Below are 22,065 nucleotides of genomic sequence, written 5' to 3' on the forward strand. Positions count from 1 at the left end.
ACTTTTTTTAAGACGATAATGTGTATTGTCACCCATTTGTCACCCTAACCGATACGGGCGATCGTTCCTGCCTTATCGAAAATGAAAGTGAAATAGAACCGCATCAGGTTATCCACGATCTCATAGAACTGCTTTTTCTTGTCGTTTCGTCGGTTGATCGGGTCGGTCTTTTGAATGATCTCCATGTCGAGCAGTTCCTTCATCACTGTGATATATGAATCGCAGAGCACCAGTTTGACATTTTCAGGCAGTCTGTCGATGACCGCCTGCATATACGAATCTACTTCGTTCTTCTTTTTGGTCTGCTTGAGGTAGGGGTATTCGTCGATGATGAGAAGTATCTTTTTGTCAAGCGTTTTCAGGTGATCCATAATCTCAAAGAGATCGCCGAAGCGGATATTCGGCAGTCCGAGCCCCTCCGAAACGCTCCGGTAGATCAGCTCCATATTGCCCTCAAAGGAGCTTGTCACGCACATATGGTTGATGACAACACCCTCAAAGCGCTTTGCAGCTTCGCTCAAAAGCGTGGATTTTCCGACTCTGCACTTGCCGTAGACCAGCACCGCCGTCCTGCGTTTCCATGAGGAAAGCTCGGCGTTTAACTGCCTGAGTTCTTTTTCTCTGCCGGATATTATGCTACAGTGCTTTGCTGTTGTTAAGTTTCTGAATAAAAATTCAGTGAAAAGTTATTCAGAAAGCAATAGCTTTGATTTGATGACCTGTTATTAATAGTATGCCACAGGTAAGCGATACTATCACTCACGTTATTTTGCACCGGGGAAAGTGTTGGTATTGCTGCGCTTTTTACAGGAATAGTTACGGATCTTTACAGAGCTGGAATATTGTTGCCTTATCATCTATAATGGAGTCATATATAATATAGGACTGGGAGAGGCGAGCAAAATACGATCGTATTGATCAAAAAATTGCGGTTTCTGAGATGATTTCGTAAAATATATACATTTATAAATGTATATTGAAGTAAGTTTATGAGGTGTTAAATAGACAGAAAAGTTTGTAAAAATCGATGCAATTAATTGATAAAGAAAATTAACATAAAATTAAGGCATGATTTTGAATGCGTACCTGCGTGCTTTACTCAAATGAATTGTACTTTACGATAAAAGTTTTAAGGGGTTAAGAAGGTTTTTTGTAAAAAAAACAGTAAATAAGGTATTGACAAGAATTCACCGAAATGGTATAATCAAAAATGGAGAAAAATATATTTTGTAAAATAATTGTAATAATATCCAATTGCAGTGCGTGCAAATTTGACACGTTGCTGTAAAGTTTGAAGAAGGGAGAGTTGCTAATGACTTCGGGTGAAGCACACAGCTGTTATTTGAACGCTAAGTCAAAGTATGAAGATGCGATCGCAGAGAAAAATGCCTGCAGTGACAGCAAATACAGGCAGGAGATACTCAAAAGAGAAGCACAGGTAAGGCTTAATGATTTTACAGCTGACAAGACACGTTTTACCACTGCTAAGGATGCCCTTGTAAAGACAAATATCCGTGATAAGGTAGACGATGATCTTAAAAGTGTTCATACAGAAATGGACGATGCTACCGAATATTTCAAGACGCTGGGTGAATCCAGCACAGGCACTATCGACCTCACCAAGCACATAATGAATGAGGACGACAAGACACACAGAAAATCGGTAGTAAACAGGATATTCACTAATCTTGACAATGCAAAGAAAAAGGTGGATGACAAGATTACTGAGCTGGAAGCGAGCATCAAGAAGACAAACACAGAGATAGATGACGCTGAGGCAGAGATCAGGAGGCTTGAAAACCAGATAAGCTACTGGGACGGTGTCAAGAACGACAAGGCTAATGAGATGGAGATGTATCTGTCACTTGAACGCAGGCTTGCTGCGGAGGAAGAAGAAGCCCGCAGAAAGGCTGAGAGAGAGGCTGCTGAAGCAGCCGCTGCTGCAGCCGCTGCAAACGCAGGGTGAGAACGGATACTGAGATCTGCATATCTCAGAGAATAAATTTGGAGGCGATAACATGGCTAGTACTATAACGCTTCACAAGACGAAATTCGACGGTCTGGGAAGTGTACTTGACAAGCTTTGTTCGTGTTTTGGAAACTATGACTCTACTATGAAAGAACTCAAACGTTCTGCAAGCGGTGTTGACAGCACGACCTGCGACCTTGAAGCAGTGATTGATGATATTTCCAACTCTGAAGAAAGCAAAGAAGAAAAGGTCAAGAGGGCAAAAGAGTTAAAATCCAAGCTGGATACTTTTGTAAAATCTGCAGTACAGCATGAAAAAGATGCGGCTGATGAGATAGTAAAGAAGAAAAAAGATTTCTATAAGAAATACGATTATCTAAGACCTGACTCGGAAAAGAGCAGATGGGAGAGATTTAAAGAAAAGATCTCAGGTGTAGCAAAAGCTATCAAACAATGGATGTACGAACACCTTGATATGATCATAGCTGCACTTATAGTGATAGCTGCGATAGTCATCGTGATAGTGTGTCCTGCGGCTGTATGTGCTATACTTTCAATAATAGTAGGTGTTGCATCTGCGCTTATGGGTATAGCAGATCTGGTTTGCCTTGCTGCTACGGGTAAAGATGTTGCAACATGGATGGATGAAGACATGGGATGGCATACAGCTAGCAAGATTTGGAAAGGCGTTGGATTAGGTCTTGATATAGCGAGCGTAATTTTGCCGATCGGTGCCTTGCCGTCTGCGGGAGCGAACGCATATAAAACAACGTTCAAAGAATTAATAAGACATCCAATCAAATCACTCAAGGGACTTGGAAACAATATGGCGGTCAAGAATTTCGGAAATATGCTCAGACATCCGATAACGTCCCTCAAGGGATTAGGAAAAGCAGGACTTAATACTGTTAAAGAAGCTTTTAAAGACGGTGCTCTAAAGGGCTTTAAAAACCTTGGAGCAGGCGGCTTGAAAATGTTGACAGGCTATGATGATCTGAAGAAAGGTAAGGCGCTGTTCAACGCATGGAAGAGTGGGCAGCCTGTGGGTGAAACGGCGATCAAATTACTTGGATTGGACAATATTGCAAGACTTGCCGGTTCATCAAATATGGAACGCTATGATAATATGCTGAACTCAAATAGTGATACCCTTGCTGAAGCAGTGTCGGGCAACAATATTGCTACAGATTCGTTTACCCAAATGAAAGTAGATGTCACTACCGGTTCGGGTAATTCCGGTGATGCTTTATTCAATACTCTTAACGGCAATGATGAACTTTCAAGACAACTGCTGGACAGCACTGGCGTTGATATGAGAAATGTTTCAAATGGAGATGATCTCTGGGATGCACTGAGAAATAACGGCTTTACGCTTGATACCAGTGCCGGTGGAGCGGCAGGAACTTCTAATGTATCTGTTGTTCCGTCATGGGCATACAGGGCTACTGACGGCGGAAGTGGTTCATTGCAGCTCATGACTCACAACATCAGCGGCGTTAATCATGATTTCCGCCATAGCGTAATGCAGGACTATACAAGCTATATGAATACTATGAATAACATATTCCAGAATTCCTTTGCGAACAATTGTGCAGATAATATGTTCAAAAAAGGAATGGAACATTTAATGGATGATGGGATCTTTGGTAATTTAGCCCCTAAACCACATAACCGTGTAGACGATATTATTCAAAGGACGTTCTTCAAAACTGTGGAAGCACCATGGCTTGGATGATCCTTAATATAAAAAAACAGAACAACAGGAAGGTGATAAATTGGATTTTGATGAGTTGATGGCGGTCGGAAAAAATGCCTTTGTTACGGCAGATTTCAAAACGGCTGCTGAATATGGCGTTGAGGGACATAAGCTCAGACCTAAAGATCCCGAACCGCTTGAATTGGCAGCTAAAGCCTATCAGGCTATGGAAAACAGCAAAGAAGCTATATTCTACTTTCAGAAGGCTGCACAATGTGATATCGACAACGGCGACAGATATGTGGAGCTTGGTGTAGCTTACGGCAGTAACGGAGATACCATGAAGGCACTGGAGGCTTTTGCGGAAGCTGAAAGGCATGAGATATCTGAGGATCACCTGAGCGGTATGTACAGGACACTTGCTATGGTGGATCAGGAGCTGGGAAGGTATGAGGATGCTATTGTAAATTTCACTAAGGCTCAGGAATCCGGCACGATAGATATTGAACTGCTTATGTACAAGACTGTAGCTTGCTCGATGGCAGGAAAATACGGTGAGGCGCTCAGAACAGCCAACATGATCAAGCAGCTTGCTCCGACTTCGTATGACGGTTACGAACTGGCTTACACGATACTGGTCAATTTTGAACAATACGAGGAAGCCAACAAAGAACTGCTCAGAGCGAAGAAGTACGTCAAGGAACTCCCGATGGAATACTATTTCAGTGTTTCGGACTACGAGATGGAGATGTACAAGAACGACAAGGAAAATGATCATCTTGTGGCTGCACTGTGTATGCTGGATATGGGTCTTAAAGAAACAAAGCCTGATGTCGGAGAAGTTGTGAATGCTTATATAAAAAGCGCTGATATCTGTTTACAGGCAGGAAAATATGAGGAGGCACTGCAGATGCTGCAGGCTGCCGATCAGCCTGTGCAGTCTTTCAACGGCGGATTCTCGGTACTGCCTTGGGTAGAACCTCCCGAATTTGATTCACCGCTGAGTGATGCTTATTTTGCGGCGAATTCGGCTAAGTATGACGGCATGAGTTCTGAGGAACTGAACAGGGAAGCCGAGGCTATGGCGGCAAAGGCGATGCAGGAGAGTGAAGAACCTGTAGATCCCGATATGCTGACACCTATACCCGAGGACAAGCCTGAGGAGTACAAACTCCCCAATGAGCCGAGAGAGCTCAGTGAAGAAGTAAAGGACAGGATGAATCTGCTTTATGTTACCGCGTACACAGCTCTCAATAAATATGACAGAGTACTTGAATACGCTATAAAACTTCAGAGCAGCAAGGAAGCGACTCTGGTGAATACAGCGAGATACCTGGAAACAAAGGCACGTATCGACATGGGAGTGTCAGAACCCGAGAGGCTGTATGATGAGCTCATAAGGTATTACAACAGGCAGATAATCAAGGATCCTTCTGATATATCCGTACTTGGATACAAGGTTCAGTGCTATATAGATCAGGAAAAGTATGATGAGGCTATAAGCTACTGCAGAACGCTTTCCAATAACGTAAAAGAGCCGCTTATGAAACAGATAAGGGATGCTCAGAAGAAGTCTGAGGAGGGAGCAGAGGATGGCACGACTTAAAAAAGATGTTACGATAAATGATGAGGCTTTTGATAAAGCTGAGGATGAGCTGAATAAACTCATCACTCGTGCAGATCAGTTGAAAACTGATTTTAAAGATCTTTACGATGGATTTGCTAATGCACTTTTGTGCGAAACTGGCGACGAACTGAAGATCACCGGTGAGGAAGTAGTACTTAAACCCATCGAGAATCTGGGCCTTGTTCTCAAGCAAGTACATGATACCCTTGAACTCATAAAGGGTGGCGGTTATTACAAGGATATATTCGATGATTTCGAGAATTTGCAGAAAGGCATCACACCATAAGTGTGGTGATAGACAAGTTATTATTGCAGGAATATAAATACCTGCGATCAAATAAAAAACACAGCCGCTTATGCGGCAGAACAATGAGAGTTTTCAAGGAGGTATTTGAAAATGGCTGAAACAATTCAGGATGTAGGAACAATGGGTACTCAGGGTACTGTGAACATGTCAACTCAGATGATGACAGATGCGCTGAAGGCTATCGAAGCATACAAGGGAGCTATCGAAACTGCATTTAATAATCTGAACACACAGTACGCTAACGTTACATCAAACTTTACAGGTGATGCTGCTAACGGTCTGCAGGAATTCTATACAAACAAGATAGAGGCTATGCTGAAGCAGGAGGACGGCAGCGTATATCAGCTGCTGAACGCTCTGAAGGGCTTCTGTGAAGCTGCACGCGATCAGATCCCCGGCGAGACAGGCGTAGACAATGAGCTTGGTAAAGTCAACAGACAGTGATATAACGGAAAGGAGAAATATACTATGGATTGTATGATCAAAAATGCTGAGGTCAAGGACGCAGCTAACACTATCAAGACTACTATAAAGGATGAGTTTGCAACTGCAGGTTCTGCTCTCGTTACTTCTTTCAATGCAGCTATCGCTGATATGAAGGGTGAGACTAAGGACGCTCTGGAAGAGTTCTTCAATACCAATATCCGTGATCTCGTAAGCAGCGAGGAGAGCGGTATACCCGCAATGGTAATGGGATTTGGCGATCTGATCGAATCTAACCGTGTACAGTTCGCTTCTGTAGACCATACCATAGCTGAGAGCATCAAGGGCGGCGCACAGTAATATCCTTTTCGGATCTTTAAAGCATTCTTCCGCAGTATTGCGGGGACAGTGCTGAATTGAGCTGGTAAGCAGCAGGTATGTCCTGTGGACATACTGCTGCATACTGCTTTTCAATTATATATGGCAGTAATTTGTCTGATAGCTTTGAAGTTGTTCTGTTTTGTAAGCGGTGCTTTGTATTCATTAAAGTTATCAGTTTTTTAGTTTTTTGGATAGTATTTCTGTGTAGGCAAATAAATGAGGTGGAATTAATGGCTTTTCGGGTATTGAGTGAAGAAGAGATAGAGAGATTGACTCCCGATCAGAGAGATATCTATGAATACAATTTAGATATGTATCTTAAAAGAGTACGCTTTGTAGAGAATCTTGAGAGGTTGGCTAAAGTCAAGTTTGGCGAGATAAAACTGGATCTCAAGCCTATTCCGAAAACGCTCAAGCCGGCTGAAGTTAACTTCAAGGAGATCGAAAAGAAGCCTGTTGCTGCACCGAAAGTACCGGTACCGCAGGTGAGATCGGGAGAATATAAAGTGCCCGAAATGAAGAAACCCGAGGGTTACAAGGTGTTTGTGCCTTCTGTCGGTGCACATAAGTATATTGCACCGGAACCTGTAAAGGTCAAGGGCTTCAAGGTAGTGACTCCGGAAGTAAACAAGGGTGAGTATAAAAAGCCCGAGATGCCTGTGATCGGGGAGATAAAGAAGGTAGTACCCGAAGTAAGCAAGGTAGAATTCAAAAAGCCTGAGATGCCTGCTATCGGGGAGATAAAGAAGGTAGTACCCGAAGTAAGCAAGGTAGAGTTCAAAAAGCCTGAGATGCCTGCTATCGGGGAGATAAAGAAGGTAGTACCCGAAGTAAGCAAGGTCGAATTCAAAAAGCCTGAGATGCCTGCTATCGGGGAGATAAAGAAGGTAGTACCCGAAGTAAGCAAGGTCGAATTCAAAAAGCCTGAGATGCCTGCTATCGGGGAGATAAAGAAGGTAGTACCCGAAGTAAACAAGGTAGAATTCAAAAAGCCCGAGATGCCTGCTATCGGGGAGATAAAGAAGGTAGTACCCGAAGTAAGCAAGGTAGAGTTCAAAAAGCCTGAGATGCCTGCTATCAGGGAAGTAAAGACGGTAGTGCCCGAGGTAAGCAAGGTTGAATTCAAAAAGCCTGTTAGGGCGGCTGTGCCTCATGTTAAGGTGGTCGTACCCGAAATATCTCTCGGTGAGGCAGGCAAGATAGCGAGAATGCCTTCGGTACCAGCAGTAGAACCTGTAGTACCCGAAGTGGCATCGGTAAACTTTGTTAAGCCCGAGATAGCAAAACCGGTGGGCGTAAAAGTAGTAGTGCCAAAGATAAGCGCCGATATCGAGTCGGAAGCTGCAGAGATCCTGAAAAAATTGCGGAGTGAGTTAGCGAATGAAAAACAATGAGATAATGGTTTCGGCACGATTTTCAAAGAAAGACGGAGATGCTTTTGTAAAGTCGCGCGAGCTGACATTTCTTGTATTGAAAAGCATAACCCTGCGTGAGCTGACAGAGGGAATATTCTACGGTCTGAGGAAAAAAGCCAAAAGTGGTTTCGACTTCGGTGATGTTGAGCTTTCAATGACTGAGTGCTATGAGATAATGAAGGAGTATTTGCAGAAATATCCTTTTATCAATATTAAGTACAAGTCCATAGGATTTACTGATTGCAAGGATATCAAGCAGGAGCTGATCACGGAAAGCTGTATTGATTTCAACAGGATCATCGCAGATTATGACGGCGAGGAGAATGTTAAGATATACGATCTTACGCTGGAAGAACTTGGTATAGTTACGGCTTCGGTGCTTGATTTCAGGCTTGATGCTGTTAAAGCGGCAGGACCATATATATTTACAGACAGTGATGATAAGCAAATGACATCGCCGTCTTATGTTGTAAAGGAGAAGAATCTGGAATACAACATAAGTACACGTGATATAAACGTTGTTGAGCCTTCGGTGATAGAGATAGCACCTGCGGGAGAATATCCCAAGATAGAGGGCGGCGCGCTGGGCGGTTCGATGCTTACATCTATGATATCCATTATGATGGGTGTCGGTATGCGTGTCGGTATGCGCTATATGGGCGGAAACTCTATGGCAACAATGGGTAATTCCATGATAATCATGTCGGTGGGAATGGGTCTTGTATCCGCCACGACCATGCTTGTAAACGGCATAAGCCAGCGAAGGAAGTCCATACGCAACGCTGATGACTGGGTGAGCAACTACGAATCTTACGTACTGAAAAAACTCAAGCAGATAGAGGATTATCAAAGACAGGATATACAGTACATGAAAACTGTATACCCAAATGTGGACAAGCTATTTGACGGTGTGCGAAATGCTTCGGATGCTATATTCTCACGTTCGCACAATGATGATGACTATCTTATGATATCCCTTGGACAGTCAAGGCAGATAGAGCCTATGTTCACTATAAGTGCAGAGAAAAAAGATGAGGGTCTTTCTGAGCCTATAACTTACAGGCTGGAACAGATCGTAAATCCGACGAACGATACTCACTTTGTTTTCAGGATAGATCAGCCCGATGAAAAGGCAAGGACGAAACTGCGCAAGACACAGCGAAAGCTGCGCAAAAAGGATAAGAAAAAGGGTACGACGGAGCTTAAAAACATCGTTGATGTCAATAACTCTGACGAGCTGCTGCTTTCGGAGCTGGCTTATGATCTGGCGCACAATGATCCTGCGGACATAAGCACTACGGATAACAGCGCCAACACAAGAAACAGGGTAGGTTTCAGATATCTGAGGGATTACAGGAATCCCAAGAATCTGCCTCCACTGCTTTTTGAGATGAAAAACTGCGGTGCACTTGGCGTTATATATGATCCTGTCAGCGAAGAAACGGTGAAGAACGAAGGCGATCCTGCGCTTAATTTTATACGTCATGTGGTGTTTGAACTTTCGTATTATCATTCGCCTGAGAATCTGCAGTTCGTATTCTTTTTCAAGCGCACGAACGATATTGACGAGCGTGACCGCACTATCGAGAACTACAAGTACCTTCCGCATACAAACGAGTTGTTTGGAAATTCCCTTTCGCAGTTCGTATTCGATAAGAAGAGCGCCGGTGATGTGTACAGTGCGCTGTTCGGAATAATGAACGAGAGAAGCGGAAGCATAAAGACTGGTGATGATAACGGTGACGGCGGCGATGAAAAATCCGAGGATCCGAATTTCACGCAGATAGTCTGCATAATGTTTGACGACTACGATATCAAGGAAACGGTGTTTTCAAGATTTCTGCCCGAACCCCCGAAGCAGGGTGAGGATTTCAAGAACAAACTGGGATTGTCTTTTATATTCCTGAAAGACAAGAAGGGTATGCTGCCTAAATACTGCAGCAGTCTGATAGAGCTTTGCACAGGTCCGAGAGGTGAGCTGACAAGGCGCTACAACGTACTCTCCCGTGAAACACTGGCACACAACAGTAATGCTGCAGATACAAGCAGTATGGTGGATAAAAAGAGATTTGAGAGCGATTACCTTTTCAAGGATCATTTTCAGTATCTTGATCATAACAACAATACCTGCAGGGTCGATGTCAAGAAAGATTTCGGCACTGCTTACAGGCAGCTGAGTTCGCTGTACTACAAGCGTATAGCTGAAAACGGCAAGGTGCCTGATGTGGTATCACTTTTTGAGATATGGGGGATAGACCAGGAGGCTGTCACGGATGACCCTGCACAGAGCAAGGTGTACACTATGATAAAGGACTACTGGGATTCTCCGCAGAACGATATCACCAAGGGGCTCAGTGTGCCAATAGGCAAGAACGAGCATGGCGTCACTTATCTGGATATGCACCAGAACGGTGACGGACCTCACGGGCTTGTTGCGGGTACTACAGGTTCAGGTAAGTCAGAGACACTGATAACCTATGTTATCGGCTGCTGTATGAAATACAGGCCAGATGAGCTGAACTTCATGCTGGTAGATATGAAGGGCGGCGGCTTTTCTGACAGACTTGGCAATCTGCCGCATCTGGTCGGCGCTGTTACCAATACCACAGGTGAGGCTGAGGGTATCGCGCCCGAGTATATGCTGAAGCGATTCCTGGAAACGCTGAATGCCGAGATAAAGAGGCGCGAAGTAGTTCTGAAAGAACTTGATACGGATAATATAGATTCGTATATGAGGACTAGAAAGACCGTCCTGAAATACCGCGAGGAGATACAGAACGGTACAAGGACGCTGACCTCGATAAAGAAAGAATTCATAAACAAAGATAACAGGATAAAAGCTTGTGATCCCGAAAACCCCGAACCCAAACCGCTTTCACATTTGCTTTTGATAGTGGACGAGTTTACGGAGCTGAAAAGATTTTCAAGCGAGAGCAACGATATAGATTTTATCAAGGATATAACCACCATCGCCCGTGTGGGCAGAACTCTGGGATTCCATATCATACTGGTGTCACAGAACATTGAGGGTGCTATAACCGAAGATATACGTGTAAACTCCAAGGCGAGGATATGTCTGAAGGTGGCTACTAAGAGTGCATCAAAGGACATGATAGGTACGCCCGATGCGGCTGCGGCAACTATGCCGGGACATGGCAGAGCGTACATACTGGTAGGTACGGGAAGCAGATACGAGTATTTCCAGTCTGCATACACCGGTGCCAACAGGAACCTGTCCATCAAGGGAGATGTCAATATGACATTAGTGCCTGAATGCGGCGGATTTGATGACAGTTTCTATAATTCCAAAAAGGACAATATCAGAATGGCAAGACAGAACAAGAATGTCAATGAGGATGACAATCAGCTCAACTACATCATCAACACGATAAATGCGCTGAAAGATGATTATGAGCCGTCAATACAACTGTTCCTCAATCCGCTGAAGGCTGATGTTGATTCGGTGATGGACAAGACAGAATGGGAGGGTATCTGACAGATGACGGAAAGCATCATAGTTCAACTTGGAAAATACGATGTTCCCATTCTGCAGAAGCAGCCTGATTTTGAGGTCGATCTGCTGAAGTCGAACATACTCCTGTTCGGTTCACCCCAGAGCGGCAAAACTAATCTTATAAGGCTGATAATCAATATCCTTCACAAGAAGATGAATGTAGAGGACGAGCAGATATTCATACTCGATTTCGGCGGCGCACTGGCTGATTATCAGACTATGCCGCTGGTATCAGCGTATTTTGACAATTCCAATGAGGAGTACGTAAAGCGTGTTTTCAAGATACTGGAAACCAAGCTGAAAGAAAACACAAGGGCTTTGCAGGGTGTGGGATTTGCTGCTAAAAAGGAAGGTCAGCCAAGGCATATAACTTTTTTTATAGACAACTTCAATTCATTCCTTGATGAACCGAGATATCAGGGCTATCAGGAAAAGTTTGCAAGACTTTGCCGTGACGGTCTGTCGAAAGGTATCTCCGTAGTGGTGACTGCATCGGAGAACAAGGGAATGACTTCATACATCAATAACCTTGGGCAGAAGATCGCTCTCAACCTTTCTGATGACAGGTACGGTGAGATCTTCGGCGGAAAGGTATCAAGCATAGGAAACATACCCGGACGCGGTTTTGCGAATATTACCATGAGACTTCGCGAAAAGGACCGCAAGGGGAAGTATCACGAGATAACGGGTACCTACAACATAAACTCGCCCTATGAGATACACTGCAGCTTCGCAGAGGATATAAACAAGGGTGATTTCAGGATAAATCTCCACAAGAAATTTCAGTACGATGCAGATAAGAAGTGCTTCGGTAAAGAGGTGGAGAAGTACAAGATATTCCCGCAGACCTTCGGTGTGGCTGAATACTATCATCAGCTGGAGGGCGAACAGGATATAACCGATCCGCAGTATGAAGTTGCTGTTGGGCTGGACTATGTAGATTTCAAGCCTGTTGTGGTCAATTTCAAGGATTCACGTTTTCTGGCGGTATACGCTAAGCGAGGTGCCGGACAGGATCAGCTTCTGGACAGGATCGTTACTAACCTGATGGAACATGACACAAGAAAGCTTGTACTCTTTGATGACGGACGCGGTCAGCTGAAGATGCTCAAAGATAAGTTCCCGGCGGCAACGTACATATCACAATATGTGGCTAGGAGCGAGCTGGAGAAGGAAAAGCCGAAAGAGCCCGAACCTGTGGTGTCCGCGGCATCAGCTATGATGGGTGGTAGGACATCGGCAGGCGGAAGCTTTTTCAGCGGGCAGAAGGCTGAGCCGAGATTCGCGAAGCCCCCCGAGATAAGCAAGCCTGTGATACCTCAGGGATCAAAGCTTTCACCTATGCAGCAGCTTATAAAATACATACACGAGGAATGCGTGGATGTGGGCAACTTTGCGAGCCTGCTTTACACGGGCAAGGAGTATCTTTCCATGCTGGAGAGAAATCCGAATGTGCCTATAGGGTGCCTGGATACTTTCCGTGACCCGACGGTATTCGTGCTGCACAGCAAGCTGGTATACAGCTCGGTGCGGGAAAACAAGCAGTTCCTTGAATACATCATGCCGATACTTTCCGATATGGCGGAGGAAAGAGATTACATATTCATATTCTCAGACGTAAGGAAAATGTCGGACATCGAGATGAATGATAAGTTCAATACTCTGGTACACACGGCATTCGTGCTTGATAATATCGCGGAGTTCGTATCGGAGAAAGGACAGAAGACCATATTCGGTGATCTCGATGTAAAGATGCTGAAAGCAGATTACGCGCTCTGTGAAAAGGGCGATGGTTATTATTATGACGTAGAGGCGGACAGCCTGAAAAAGTTTAAGATGATACAAGAGGAGGATTTCTGATGGCAGACGAGTTTGTAGTAGATGACAGCGTATTCAAGTCCGTTGATATAACTAAAATTGCAGCTTTTATAAATAAAGCACCGGGGCTTGTAGATGAGTTTGAAAAGATCAAAGAAGACTTCAATAATGTCAATAGTGAGCTGCTGGCTATCTGGGTAGGCGAAGGCGCTGATGAGTACAAGCAGGAAACAGATCATATCCTTGAAAAGATAGGTGACCTGAAAACTACGATAGAAGCGATCAATTCGACTACTCTCGCGGATATAAGAAAGCAGTTCAGCGACGCTGACGATGAGCTTGGCAAGTTCAATAGGCAACAAGCCAGTGACGGGGAATAACATTCTGTTATGGCAAATGGTTTTGTGAACAGCACTGACAATTTTCAGCAGGAAGAGGAATTCGACCCGCAGGAAAAAGTTGTACAGGTGCAGAATAAGAAGTATGAGACCGAAAAGAAAGTCGAAGAGAAATTTCAGGTCAATATATTTGATCTGCTCGGATTTATAGACGAAGACTGATCGGATTGGAGCATCGCAGCTTTATGCAGATACACGGCACTAAATTCACTTACACGATAGATACCAGCTATGAAGATCTGTACAGATACGGCGATGGTTTTATCGCACGCGGTACAGAGAGTATAGTATACAAAGGCATAAGAGCGGCGGAGGGTATCTCCAGCGAGAACATCCGCATGAGCTGTGTGCTCAAATTCAAGCGCAGAGGTATCAATGACAGGATACTAAGGCGTTTCAAAAGCAAGGATCTGAAGATATTCAATGATCTTCAGGGCTGCCGTTCGGTCGTAAGGATATACGATCTTATAGAGGATCTTGGTGATTTTTCTATCAGGTTTGAACACGTGGCTGAGGGTGAGGAAGAATTCTACATAGACCGTCACGGATTTTTCTGTGTGGTCGAGGAATTTATCGAGGGCAAAACTCTTGAAGAATTCTGTCTGGAATACGGTGAGTTCCCTCTGGTCATGAGAACAAAGACGGCTGTTACGGGGTATGATGATTACAGCGATGAAAACAAGGAACGTACAAGAAAGTATGTTACGGACAATGATTTCTGTCTGCGCTTTCAGAGTGTGATATACAACTTCGCTGTAAAGCTGTGTGATGTGCTGGATTATATGCACAGGAACAGGATACTCCACATGGATATAAAGCCCGATAATATCATGATAACAAATGCGGGCGATGAGGTAGTGCTTATTGACTTCGGCAGGGCGAGCTACATGGATTACGGCAAGGATTACGTAACGGTGCAGTTCGGCGGAGAAAGTGCCGAGGAGTACGGTACAGTGGGATATGCAGCGCCTGAGGCGTATAATCCCGTGATGGTCCCTCATGCACACTTTACCTCTGAAAATATGAACGGTGAGCTGGAGAATGGCTGTCGTCTGACAGTGGAGAGCGATATCTTTTCACTTGGCGCGACGCTGTGGGAATGCATGAATATATTTGTACTCTACATGAACAATACAGAGTACCGCAAGAAATTCTCAAACGGTTATCACTATCAGCGTTTTTTTGATACACCGGCGATGCTTAATGAGGATGCATACTGCAACCGTGATCTTTCGCTGGCTTCGGTGCATTTTTATGAAAAACTGGAGCAGATAATCAAAAAGGCGACAAGATCCAGGACCCATGATTATTATGACAAGGACAACAAGAATTATTATCACGACTACGCATCGCTGAGGGATGATATAATAGATGCAAAGGAACGTTCACCTGCGGTGCTGAGGACTGATGATATAAAGGTGCGTAATTCCTTTACTGTCAGTGCAGTCTTTATGGGGCTGCTGACGACACTTCTGTGTTTTCTCGGATTTTTGTATTTCTTCGGCGGCTATTTTGCAGAGAAGAAGATAGATACCATTATGGAAAGCTATCAGGTCTCAAAGCATGATGCGCTGAGAAAGGCTGCAAAGGAGCAGATGAAGGCGACAGATCCTGAGGGCAGGAAGGGTATTTACGAGAAAATATACGATTTTTATTATAATGAAAATGACGGTGCTGATACAAAGGGCATGAGTGCTGAGGAGGCTGAGGATCTGGCACAGCTGCTGGATCTGATACCTGACAAGAGGTATTCACGGGAGAAGTTCGATGAGCTTCTTGGCAATACCGACAGGCAGGTACTCATGGTATTCTCGGAATATGCTGCAGCTGCAGATCTTGATATCAAGGATGACAGCGAATGTATCAGCTATGAGATACTGGAGAAGATATACGAGTCAAGACAGCCGCGATATGCAAATGATTGCTATGAGGTGCTTGTAAAGTACGGTGACAGGAATGAGTACCGCAATTTACTGGTATACCTTGCGAAGCAGCTGAATACTGACGAAAAGATCGACAAGATAGTTGAACAGCAGGAAAGTGACGAGCCTGATGCTATCGTCAGACGTGCTGTCAGGGATAATCTTGAAAGCTTTGAGGAATGAGAGGTGTGATAAATTGAGATTGGGTCTGTTATCGAAGCTGGCAGAACTGCTTGGAGCATATTTTAAGCATGGCAGGAAGCCGTTCCTGATAACGGTGGGCATTTCGATGTTCCTGCTCGGTTCGGCAATAGCTGCGTTAAGGTTCACAGGTAAACTTGAACGTATCATAAACGAATGGGATATTCGTTATAATTCCGCTGCATTGATATTGATGGTGAAGATATTCATCGGTGCGGCAGTTGTGTTTTTCTTGTATGCGGTGTACATCGGCTTGAAAAAGTACAGGAGGTATTCTTCTGTTGGCAAGCCTTACATGAAAGGCACATCTTACAAGGCATTCAGTAATATATTGTTCAATGAGAATAAAAATTGAAGGAGAGGGGAAGATATATGACTATCGCCAAGCGGATATTATCGATGGTGGCAGCACTTTCGATAATTTCTAACAACAGCATCCCTATGGGGCTGATCAACTCAAGCGGTGAAAATTCGTCGAACAGGGGATCGGTGGAGAATAACAACAGATTTGAATCTGATGAACTGACTACATCAGACGAGGTGACTACGGACGAACAGACTCGCAGTAAGTCTGTGCACCAAAACGCTCCTAAGTTCTATTGTACGCCCCATGTTTCGAGCAACTGGGTAAAGAAACTCTCTGGCTGGGAGATGTTAAAGACCGATGATGGTGCAAGTATTTATTTCAGACTGTCGGATGAATCTTTTTCGCCTGATGCATCTGATATAAGAACAGGTCTGGCAGCATCTTACAGCGACACTTCTAATCTTCAGCAGGGCAATAAGTACGTATGCTTTTATGCCAAGTGGAATGATACTGAAGATGAGAGCAAAATAGCGATATCACCTGTATTGAACTATAAGCTGGATAAAGATCCGCCTGACGAATTCAGAATCGGATACGGTACTATCGGATATTGGCCATATATCATGCCGATTATCAGAAATGGCTCGCCTATCAAAGATCAGGTTTCGGATATCGACAAGATCTATTATTCTGTAGGAACCAAATATGAAAAGGATAATGATATACAGGATCCGAAAAAAACCAAGCTTCTTGATAAGCACAATGCAGAAGGCGGCGGATATGATATCTGCATACCATGTACTTCGGATATCCTTTTCAAGAATGTATATGTCTATGCTTATGACATGAGCGGTAATCTTACCACTTCGGAAGTATTATTTGTTAATGATATTGACAACCCTGTTGTGGAATATAAGGGCGCTTGCAATATAATCAAAAAGACAGAAGATAAAGAAGAGTATACAGAAGAGGAACCCTTCAGACATGAGTACGGTGATGACAGGGTAAAGGATAACAAGCACACCGATTATACCTATGTCAGTGGTGTTTCCTACTTAAAGGTAAAGGTCACCGATTCAAACAGAGATAATTGCAAGGTGACAGTCAAATGGGGTTCAAAGGACGATGAGTTCAAAAAATTCAACATATCCGAACTTCATGTGCCCAAAGATATAGAGCCTGAAAAGGACGTGGTATACATACCGTTCTCAGAGCTGGGTCTGGAAGATTCCGCGAAGCATGGCATTTATCAGTTCACTATAGAGGCAAGTGACGGATGCTATCCCGCAGAACCTTGTCACACCGATGCGGATGTATTCTTCTGGTACTCAAAGTCAAATGACGGTGATGTTATCTCCACATTTAATATCCCGGGTGAACATAAAATAAGACCTTATGATTTTGAATCCAAACTTGAAGACAGTGTAACAGCATACCTTTTTGACAAGACCGAAACAGGCAACAAGCTGATATTTACTCTTAAAGATGATGTGGGTATCGCTGAGTATTCTGCACATATTACTAAAGATGGTAAGGAGTTTATGCCTGAGCGCCGGGTCGATCTGAGAGATGGTATTGTTACGAAGGGCGAAGACGAAACTACCGGTGAAGTTGTATATTACTCAGTGCCCAAAACTGAAATAAGATCGGAAGCGATCGATGTAGATCAAAACGGCACTTATGCGGTGCATATAGAACTTCTCGATTTTGAAGGAAACAAACAGACATACGATCACAGATTTATAGTAGATACAGAAGCGCCTGTGATTAAGGGTAATGATTACACTGCAAACAAGGAACTGAATTATACTAAAGACGGTATCTACGCAAACAATGAGTTCGATCTGACTATAGTGCCTGAAAATGATCTGAGCGGTATAGATCCTTCTAAGGTATTGCTCAAAATAGATGACATCACCAAGAGAACGGCAGAATTAGAAGAAGGCAATCTGGTATTCAAGGGAATAAAAGATGATTGCTGCGGTGAGATATCTATCGTTATCCCGGATAAGGTGGGTAATAAGAACACTTATTATTTTAAGACAGTTGATAATAATAAGACTGTGATGACCGGTGAAAAGCTTTCATTGAATGTTCCTACAGGTGTAGTTCTTCAGGTCGATAGTACTGCGCCTCAGCTGATCCGTAAAGCAGTGGGTGAAAAAGTAGAAATAGTTGATGGAGAAGATGGTTCAGAGATACCGTACTTTGGTGCCGGAGAGGGCAATTATTTTGAATTCACATTCAAGGAAGATAAGGGACTCAGATCACACAATATAGTTTTCCATAATGATGACGGCAGTGAGATAGATGGTCATGGTGATTCGGAAGACTATACCAATGAGGAAAAATATCCATCTCCTGTCATGGAGGCAGGTCCTGTGAAGATACCTGTTGATATGGAATCAGGCAGATATACCATAGACGGAAGTGTGACCAATCTGGCAGGTGCAACTGTTAATCTGAACAACGGAGGAACCAACAGCAAAGAAGTATTTGAATTCTATGTTGATAAGATTGCACCTCAGATCGAAAGTGTGGATTTCAGATCAAGTGATCAAGACGAAAATAAGAAAAGCCTGATGAATTTTACCAGGTTTGGTATTTTCGGCAAAGAAAAAGTCGATCTGGTAATAAATGCTAAGGATAATCCTTATGGTATAGGTGTTGATAGTGCTACGCTTATGTGGGGCGAGACCCTTGAAAGCAAAGATAAGGGCTATACTGTCAAAGCTGACAATAACGGCGTAATAGTATTTAAAGATCTTGCACCTATAAGAACAGGTGTACCTCATCTGGTAGTCAGAGATAGACTGGGTAATGAGAACAACTACTATTTCACAGCTAACTCATTAAACAAAGATCCGGGTAAGATCATAATGGAGGACCCTGAAAATGCTGAAGAGCATCTTTCCATGACACTTGAAAATGGTGCTCCTTTTGTAGATCTTATAGTTGAAAATAAAGAAGCCGTGAAGATCGGTAAAAAGATCTGGTACGTCGATAAAGCAGACTGTAAGGTGAAAGCTTATGACAAGGGCACACTTATGTCCGGTCTGAAGAGAGTAAAAATCCTTAACGGCGACAAAGAGCTTCTTAATGAAGATGAATATAATGGCAAGAAATTTAATGAAAGCAAATACACTGACAGTGACCCCGTATATTCATACAGTATAAAAGAAGAGGGCGAGTATAATCTGAAAGCTGTAGCAGAAGACAATGCGGGCAATACCGGCGAAGACTCTAAACATTTCTATGTTGATAACAAAGCACCAGAGATACTCAATTTCAATATCGGTGATAATAATGAAGAGGCGCCCTTTGTACGTGATGATAATTACGGCTACTTCTTCAAGGATGACGTTACAGCTATAGTATATGTAAAGGACCCCGGCTTTGCATCGGGCATATCACACGTTGATCTTTGTCTTAATGAGGCAGACGGAAACGAAACTACATGGTCTGTTGATGCTTCACTGCTGAATGATGAGGGAGACGGTGTCTATTCTGTTAATTTCCCGATACGCAAGGGATTCAAGGGATATATCACTGCTAAGGCATATGATAAGGTCGGCCATGATTCAGGCAATCAAACGCCTGACGGCGCTATTATCGAGGACGAGGCTCTCCATTCGGAGCACGCTTCTATCACGATAACACCTCTTGGTACTGAGAAGAACGGATTCTATAATCATGCACTCACACTGAATGTTTCTGTAAAGGATACATTCTCAGGTATATCCGATATAAGCTGGTCAGTAGGCAAGGATAACAAGAACGGTCATCTGACAGCTTCAACAGCAGATATGTCACTGTACAGCGACTATGATGTTGAACAGCAGATAGTAAACACTGATGCTAACCTTATCACCGAGGTATCATTCAAGATACAGGTGGAGAGTGATGTCAGCGACAACCCTGTTGAAGTAATAATGACAGACAATGCAGGCAATACCATACAGAGCTCTGCAGTATACTCCCTTGACCTGACAGCTCCGGAACTGAGTACAGGACTTGGAAATACAGATGCCAGAAACGGTATGTATTATGATAAGGATCAGTCTGTAAACCTTTCGATAGTTGAGCACAACTTTGATCCTAATGATGCAAAGGTGCTTGTAAACGGTGAGGAGCAGAAGGTATCATGGTCAGGTCAGGAAGGCAACGGCGATGTTCACACTGCAACTGTAAATCTGACTAAGGACGGCGATTATACTGTAAGTCTTGAATACAGTGACCTTGCAGGCAACCCCGGAACATACACACCTGATCAGCACTTTATTATAGACAAGACCAAGCCTGTGATAACCAACAACTTTGCAGATTTCAAGACAGGTACAGCTGATGATATCAGCGGAAGCACAGAGCTTTATCTGAACAATCAGGACGACAGAAAAGCAGCTTTTGAGGTAAACGTAAAAGATAAGAACTTCAATGAGGAGGATCTTAACATAAGGGTACTGACAAAGCAGCCCGGAAGCGCTCATGAAGATAAGGATGGGGAAGAATGGTACGAGAGCCGTCCTGATTACAACTGGATCCACGATACTTCAAAGGACAGCCACACACTGAATTTTGAACTGGATGAGGACAGTGTATACAGGATAGAGATAACACCTGTTGACCGTGCAGGAAATACGGGAGATATCGCAGAAGGTTCTGAGAGCAGTACAGATATATTCGAGGTAGATACAACTGTGCCTGTACTGGGTTCACGCAGCGAAGGCGATTATGCTGAGCTGACAGAGGACAAGTACAAAGCACTGGCTGTGTATGACATCGACAGATTTGAAGATGAAGCACCATTCGTTGAATTCAACGATCTGAACCTTTACAGACTTGATTATGAGCTTACATCCTTCAATCCCGTATACAGCGACGGCAGGGAAATAGGTAAGATAGAGCCTGTTGAGAAGAAGTCTGAAGAAGATTACAGCGACTACGCTAAGGACAAGTCACTGAAGATACAGAAAACTGAGTCGGCTATGTCACAGGATACTATCAGATACACGCTGCCTGAATTTGAAGATGACGGCGTATATTCAGTAAAGCTGTACGCAGTGGATCTGGCAGGCAACAAGAGTGAGATAAGCGAGAATACCTATGTACGTATGATGAACACTTCCATGCTTGCTTATATAGAAAACAGCAGCAAGGAGGAGGGCACCGGATGGTACTCCTTTGAGGATGATGAATATGGTCCTATCTCTAAACAGCCCACAAGCTTCAAGGATCTTGACATAGTAATGTTCTCTAAGGAAGGTACATCACCTAAGCTGCTTCTGGTCGATAAGGATACTGATGCTGAAACAGATACCTATGCTACAACTGTCAGTGAGAAGGTCATTGATAATGATATGTACATGGTGAACGCTGAAAGGTACAAGCTTACGGGTGATTATTTCGCTACCAACTTCACTGAGGATACTGATACAAGACTTTATCTGAGAGCGGAGAATGAGGGCGAATATGTTGATCTGGGCGAGATGTATATCGACAATACCAAGCCTGAGTGTGCAGTTCCGGATTACCTGAAAAACTGGGGCTGGCTCAAGGGCTCGGGTGAGCAGACCATTACATTCTCTAACATAAGTGAAGTGCTTGATGACGGTGAAACAGTGGTATACGTCAACGGCAAGGAGATAACAGCGAATGGTCTGAGCACTGAGGTAGATGGCAAGATCATCAGTGCAGCTTACAGCGTTAAGGATGATGAGCTTACAGTTACTCTGCCAAACGGAAGCTATTCCATTGGTGCAAAGCTGGTAGATAAGGCGGGCAATACACGCATAATCACTGAAGTTGAACACTTCTCTGTGGGCAACTCCAGGATCTGGATCGGTGCCGGCGGAGCTGCAAGTCTTATCATCGCGGTAGGCGGAATATCTCTGGTAGCAAGGAGCAAGCGCCGCAGAGCATCGGGAAACTGATGCAATAGTATGGCATAATAACAAATAACAAGACCTTCCGAGGCATTAGCTGAGGAAGGTCTTTTATGTTATGAAAATGAATGTGAAATAGTTTTACGACAGATGTAAACAAATTTACATCCGTATTGACTTTTGTGATAAAAAGTGATAATATATA

At 43.7% G+C, this 22,065-nt stretch carries 15 protein-coding genes; 14 read left to right on the forward strand and 1 reads right to left on the reverse strand.

Going from position 1 to position 22,065, the window contains the following annotated elements:
- Positions 1 to 44: 44 nt before the first annotated feature.
- A complete protein-coding gene (locus RUMAL_RS03245) occupies positions 45 to 635 on the reverse strand; it encodes an AAA family ATPase (RefSeq protein WP_336470109.1) in 591 nt (196 codons plus the stop codon).
- A gap of 677 nt (positions 636 to 1,312) precedes the next feature.
- Here RUMAL_RS03245 and RUMAL_RS03250 point away from each other — a divergent pair.
- From RUMAL_RS03250 to RUMAL_RS03310, 14 genes are all read left to right on the forward strand, one after another.
- Entirely contained in the window at positions 1,313 to 1,966 is a 654-nt protein-coding gene (locus RUMAL_RS03250) for a DUF4349 domain-containing protein (protein ID WP_013497379.1), read from the forward strand.
- 52 nt (positions 1,967 to 2,018) lie between these two features.
- Positions 2,019 to 3,704 (forward strand): hypothetical protein, encoded by a 1,686-nt coding sequence (locus RUMAL_RS03255; protein ID WP_013497380.1) that lies wholly within the window; start codon positions 2,019 to 2,021, stop codon positions 3,702 to 3,704.
- A 40-nt stretch (positions 3,705 to 3,744) separates the two neighbouring features.
- Positions 3,745 to 5,271: a tetratricopeptide repeat protein gene (locus RUMAL_RS03260; RefSeq protein WP_013497381.1), complete on the forward strand. Its 1,527-nt coding sequence runs from the start codon at positions 3,745 to 3,747 to the stop codon at positions 5,269 to 5,271.
- Positions 5,258 to 5,578, forward strand: a complete 321-nt coding sequence (locus tag RUMAL_RS03265; RefSeq protein ID WP_013497382.1) for a hypothetical protein — start codon at positions 5,258 to 5,260, stop codon at positions 5,576 to 5,578. The genes RUMAL_RS03260 and RUMAL_RS03265 overlap by 14 nt, the downstream gene beginning before the upstream one ends.
- 111 nt (positions 5,579 to 5,689) lie before the next feature.
- Positions 5,690 to 6,043, forward strand: coding sequence for a hypothetical protein (locus tag RUMAL_RS03270; RefSeq protein ID WP_013497383.1), 354 nt, complete (start codon positions 5,690 to 5,692; stop codon positions 6,041 to 6,043).
- Between the two features lie 24 nt (positions 6,044 to 6,067).
- Entirely contained in the window at positions 6,068 to 6,382 is a 315-nt protein-coding gene (locus RUMAL_RS03275; protein ID WP_013497384.1) for a hypothetical protein, read from the forward strand.
- Positions 6,383 to 6,633: 251 nt separating this feature from the next.
- Complete coding sequence (locus RUMAL_RS03280) at positions 6,634 to 7,797, forward strand: hypothetical protein (protein WP_013497385.1); 1,164 nt, start codon at positions 6,634 to 6,636, stop codon at positions 7,795 to 7,797.
- The gene (locus RUMAL_RS03285; protein ID WP_013497386.1) at positions 7,784 to 11,314 is read left to right on the forward strand and encodes an FtsK/SpoIIIE domain-containing protein; all 3,531 of its coding nucleotides are present in this window, start codon (positions 7,784 to 7,786) and stop codon (positions 11,312 to 11,314) included. The genes RUMAL_RS03280 and RUMAL_RS03285 overlap by 14 nt, the downstream gene beginning before the upstream one ends.
- Positions 11,315 to 11,317: 3 nt before the next feature.
- Entirely contained in the window at positions 11,318 to 13,192 is a 1,875-nt protein-coding gene (locus RUMAL_RS20500) for an FtsK/SpoIIIE domain-containing protein (RefSeq protein ID WP_013497387.1), read from the forward strand.
- The gene (locus tag RUMAL_RS03295; RefSeq protein ID WP_013497388.1) at positions 13,192 to 13,530 is read left to right on the forward strand and encodes a hypothetical protein; all 339 of its coding nucleotides are present in this window, start codon (positions 13,192 to 13,194) and stop codon (positions 13,528 to 13,530) included. Before RUMAL_RS20500 ends, RUMAL_RS03295 begins: the two co-directional genes overlap by 1 nt.
- Before the next feature lie 9 nt (positions 13,531 to 13,539).
- Positions 13,540 to 13,710: a hypothetical protein gene (locus RUMAL_RS21645; protein WP_013497389.1), complete on the forward strand. Its 171-nt coding sequence runs from the start codon at positions 13,540 to 13,542 to the stop codon at positions 13,708 to 13,710.
- A gap of 23 nt (positions 13,711 to 13,733) precedes the next feature.
- A complete protein-coding gene (locus tag RUMAL_RS03300; protein ID WP_013497390.1) occupies positions 13,734 to 15,653 on the forward strand; it encodes a serine/threonine protein kinase in 1,920 nt (639 codons plus the stop codon).
- Positions 15,654 to 15,666: 13 nt separating this feature from the next.
- The gene (locus tag RUMAL_RS03305; protein ID WP_013497391.1) at positions 15,667 to 16,026 is read left to right on the forward strand and encodes a hypothetical protein; all 360 of its coding nucleotides are present in this window, start codon (positions 15,667 to 15,669) and stop codon (positions 16,024 to 16,026) included.
- Between the two features lie 17 nt (positions 16,027 to 16,043).
- Positions 16,044 to 21,908: a hypothetical protein gene (locus RUMAL_RS03310; RefSeq protein WP_013497392.1), complete on the forward strand. Its 5,865-nt coding sequence runs from the start codon at positions 16,044 to 16,046 to the stop codon at positions 21,906 to 21,908.
- Positions 21,909 to 22,065 lie beyond the last annotated feature (157 nt).

The sequence above is a fragment of the Ruminococcus albus 7 = DSM 20455 genome, assembly GCF_000179635.2.
Classification (GTDB): domain Bacteria; phylum Bacillota; class Clostridia; order Oscillospirales; family Ruminococcaceae; genus Hominimerdicola; species Hominimerdicola alba.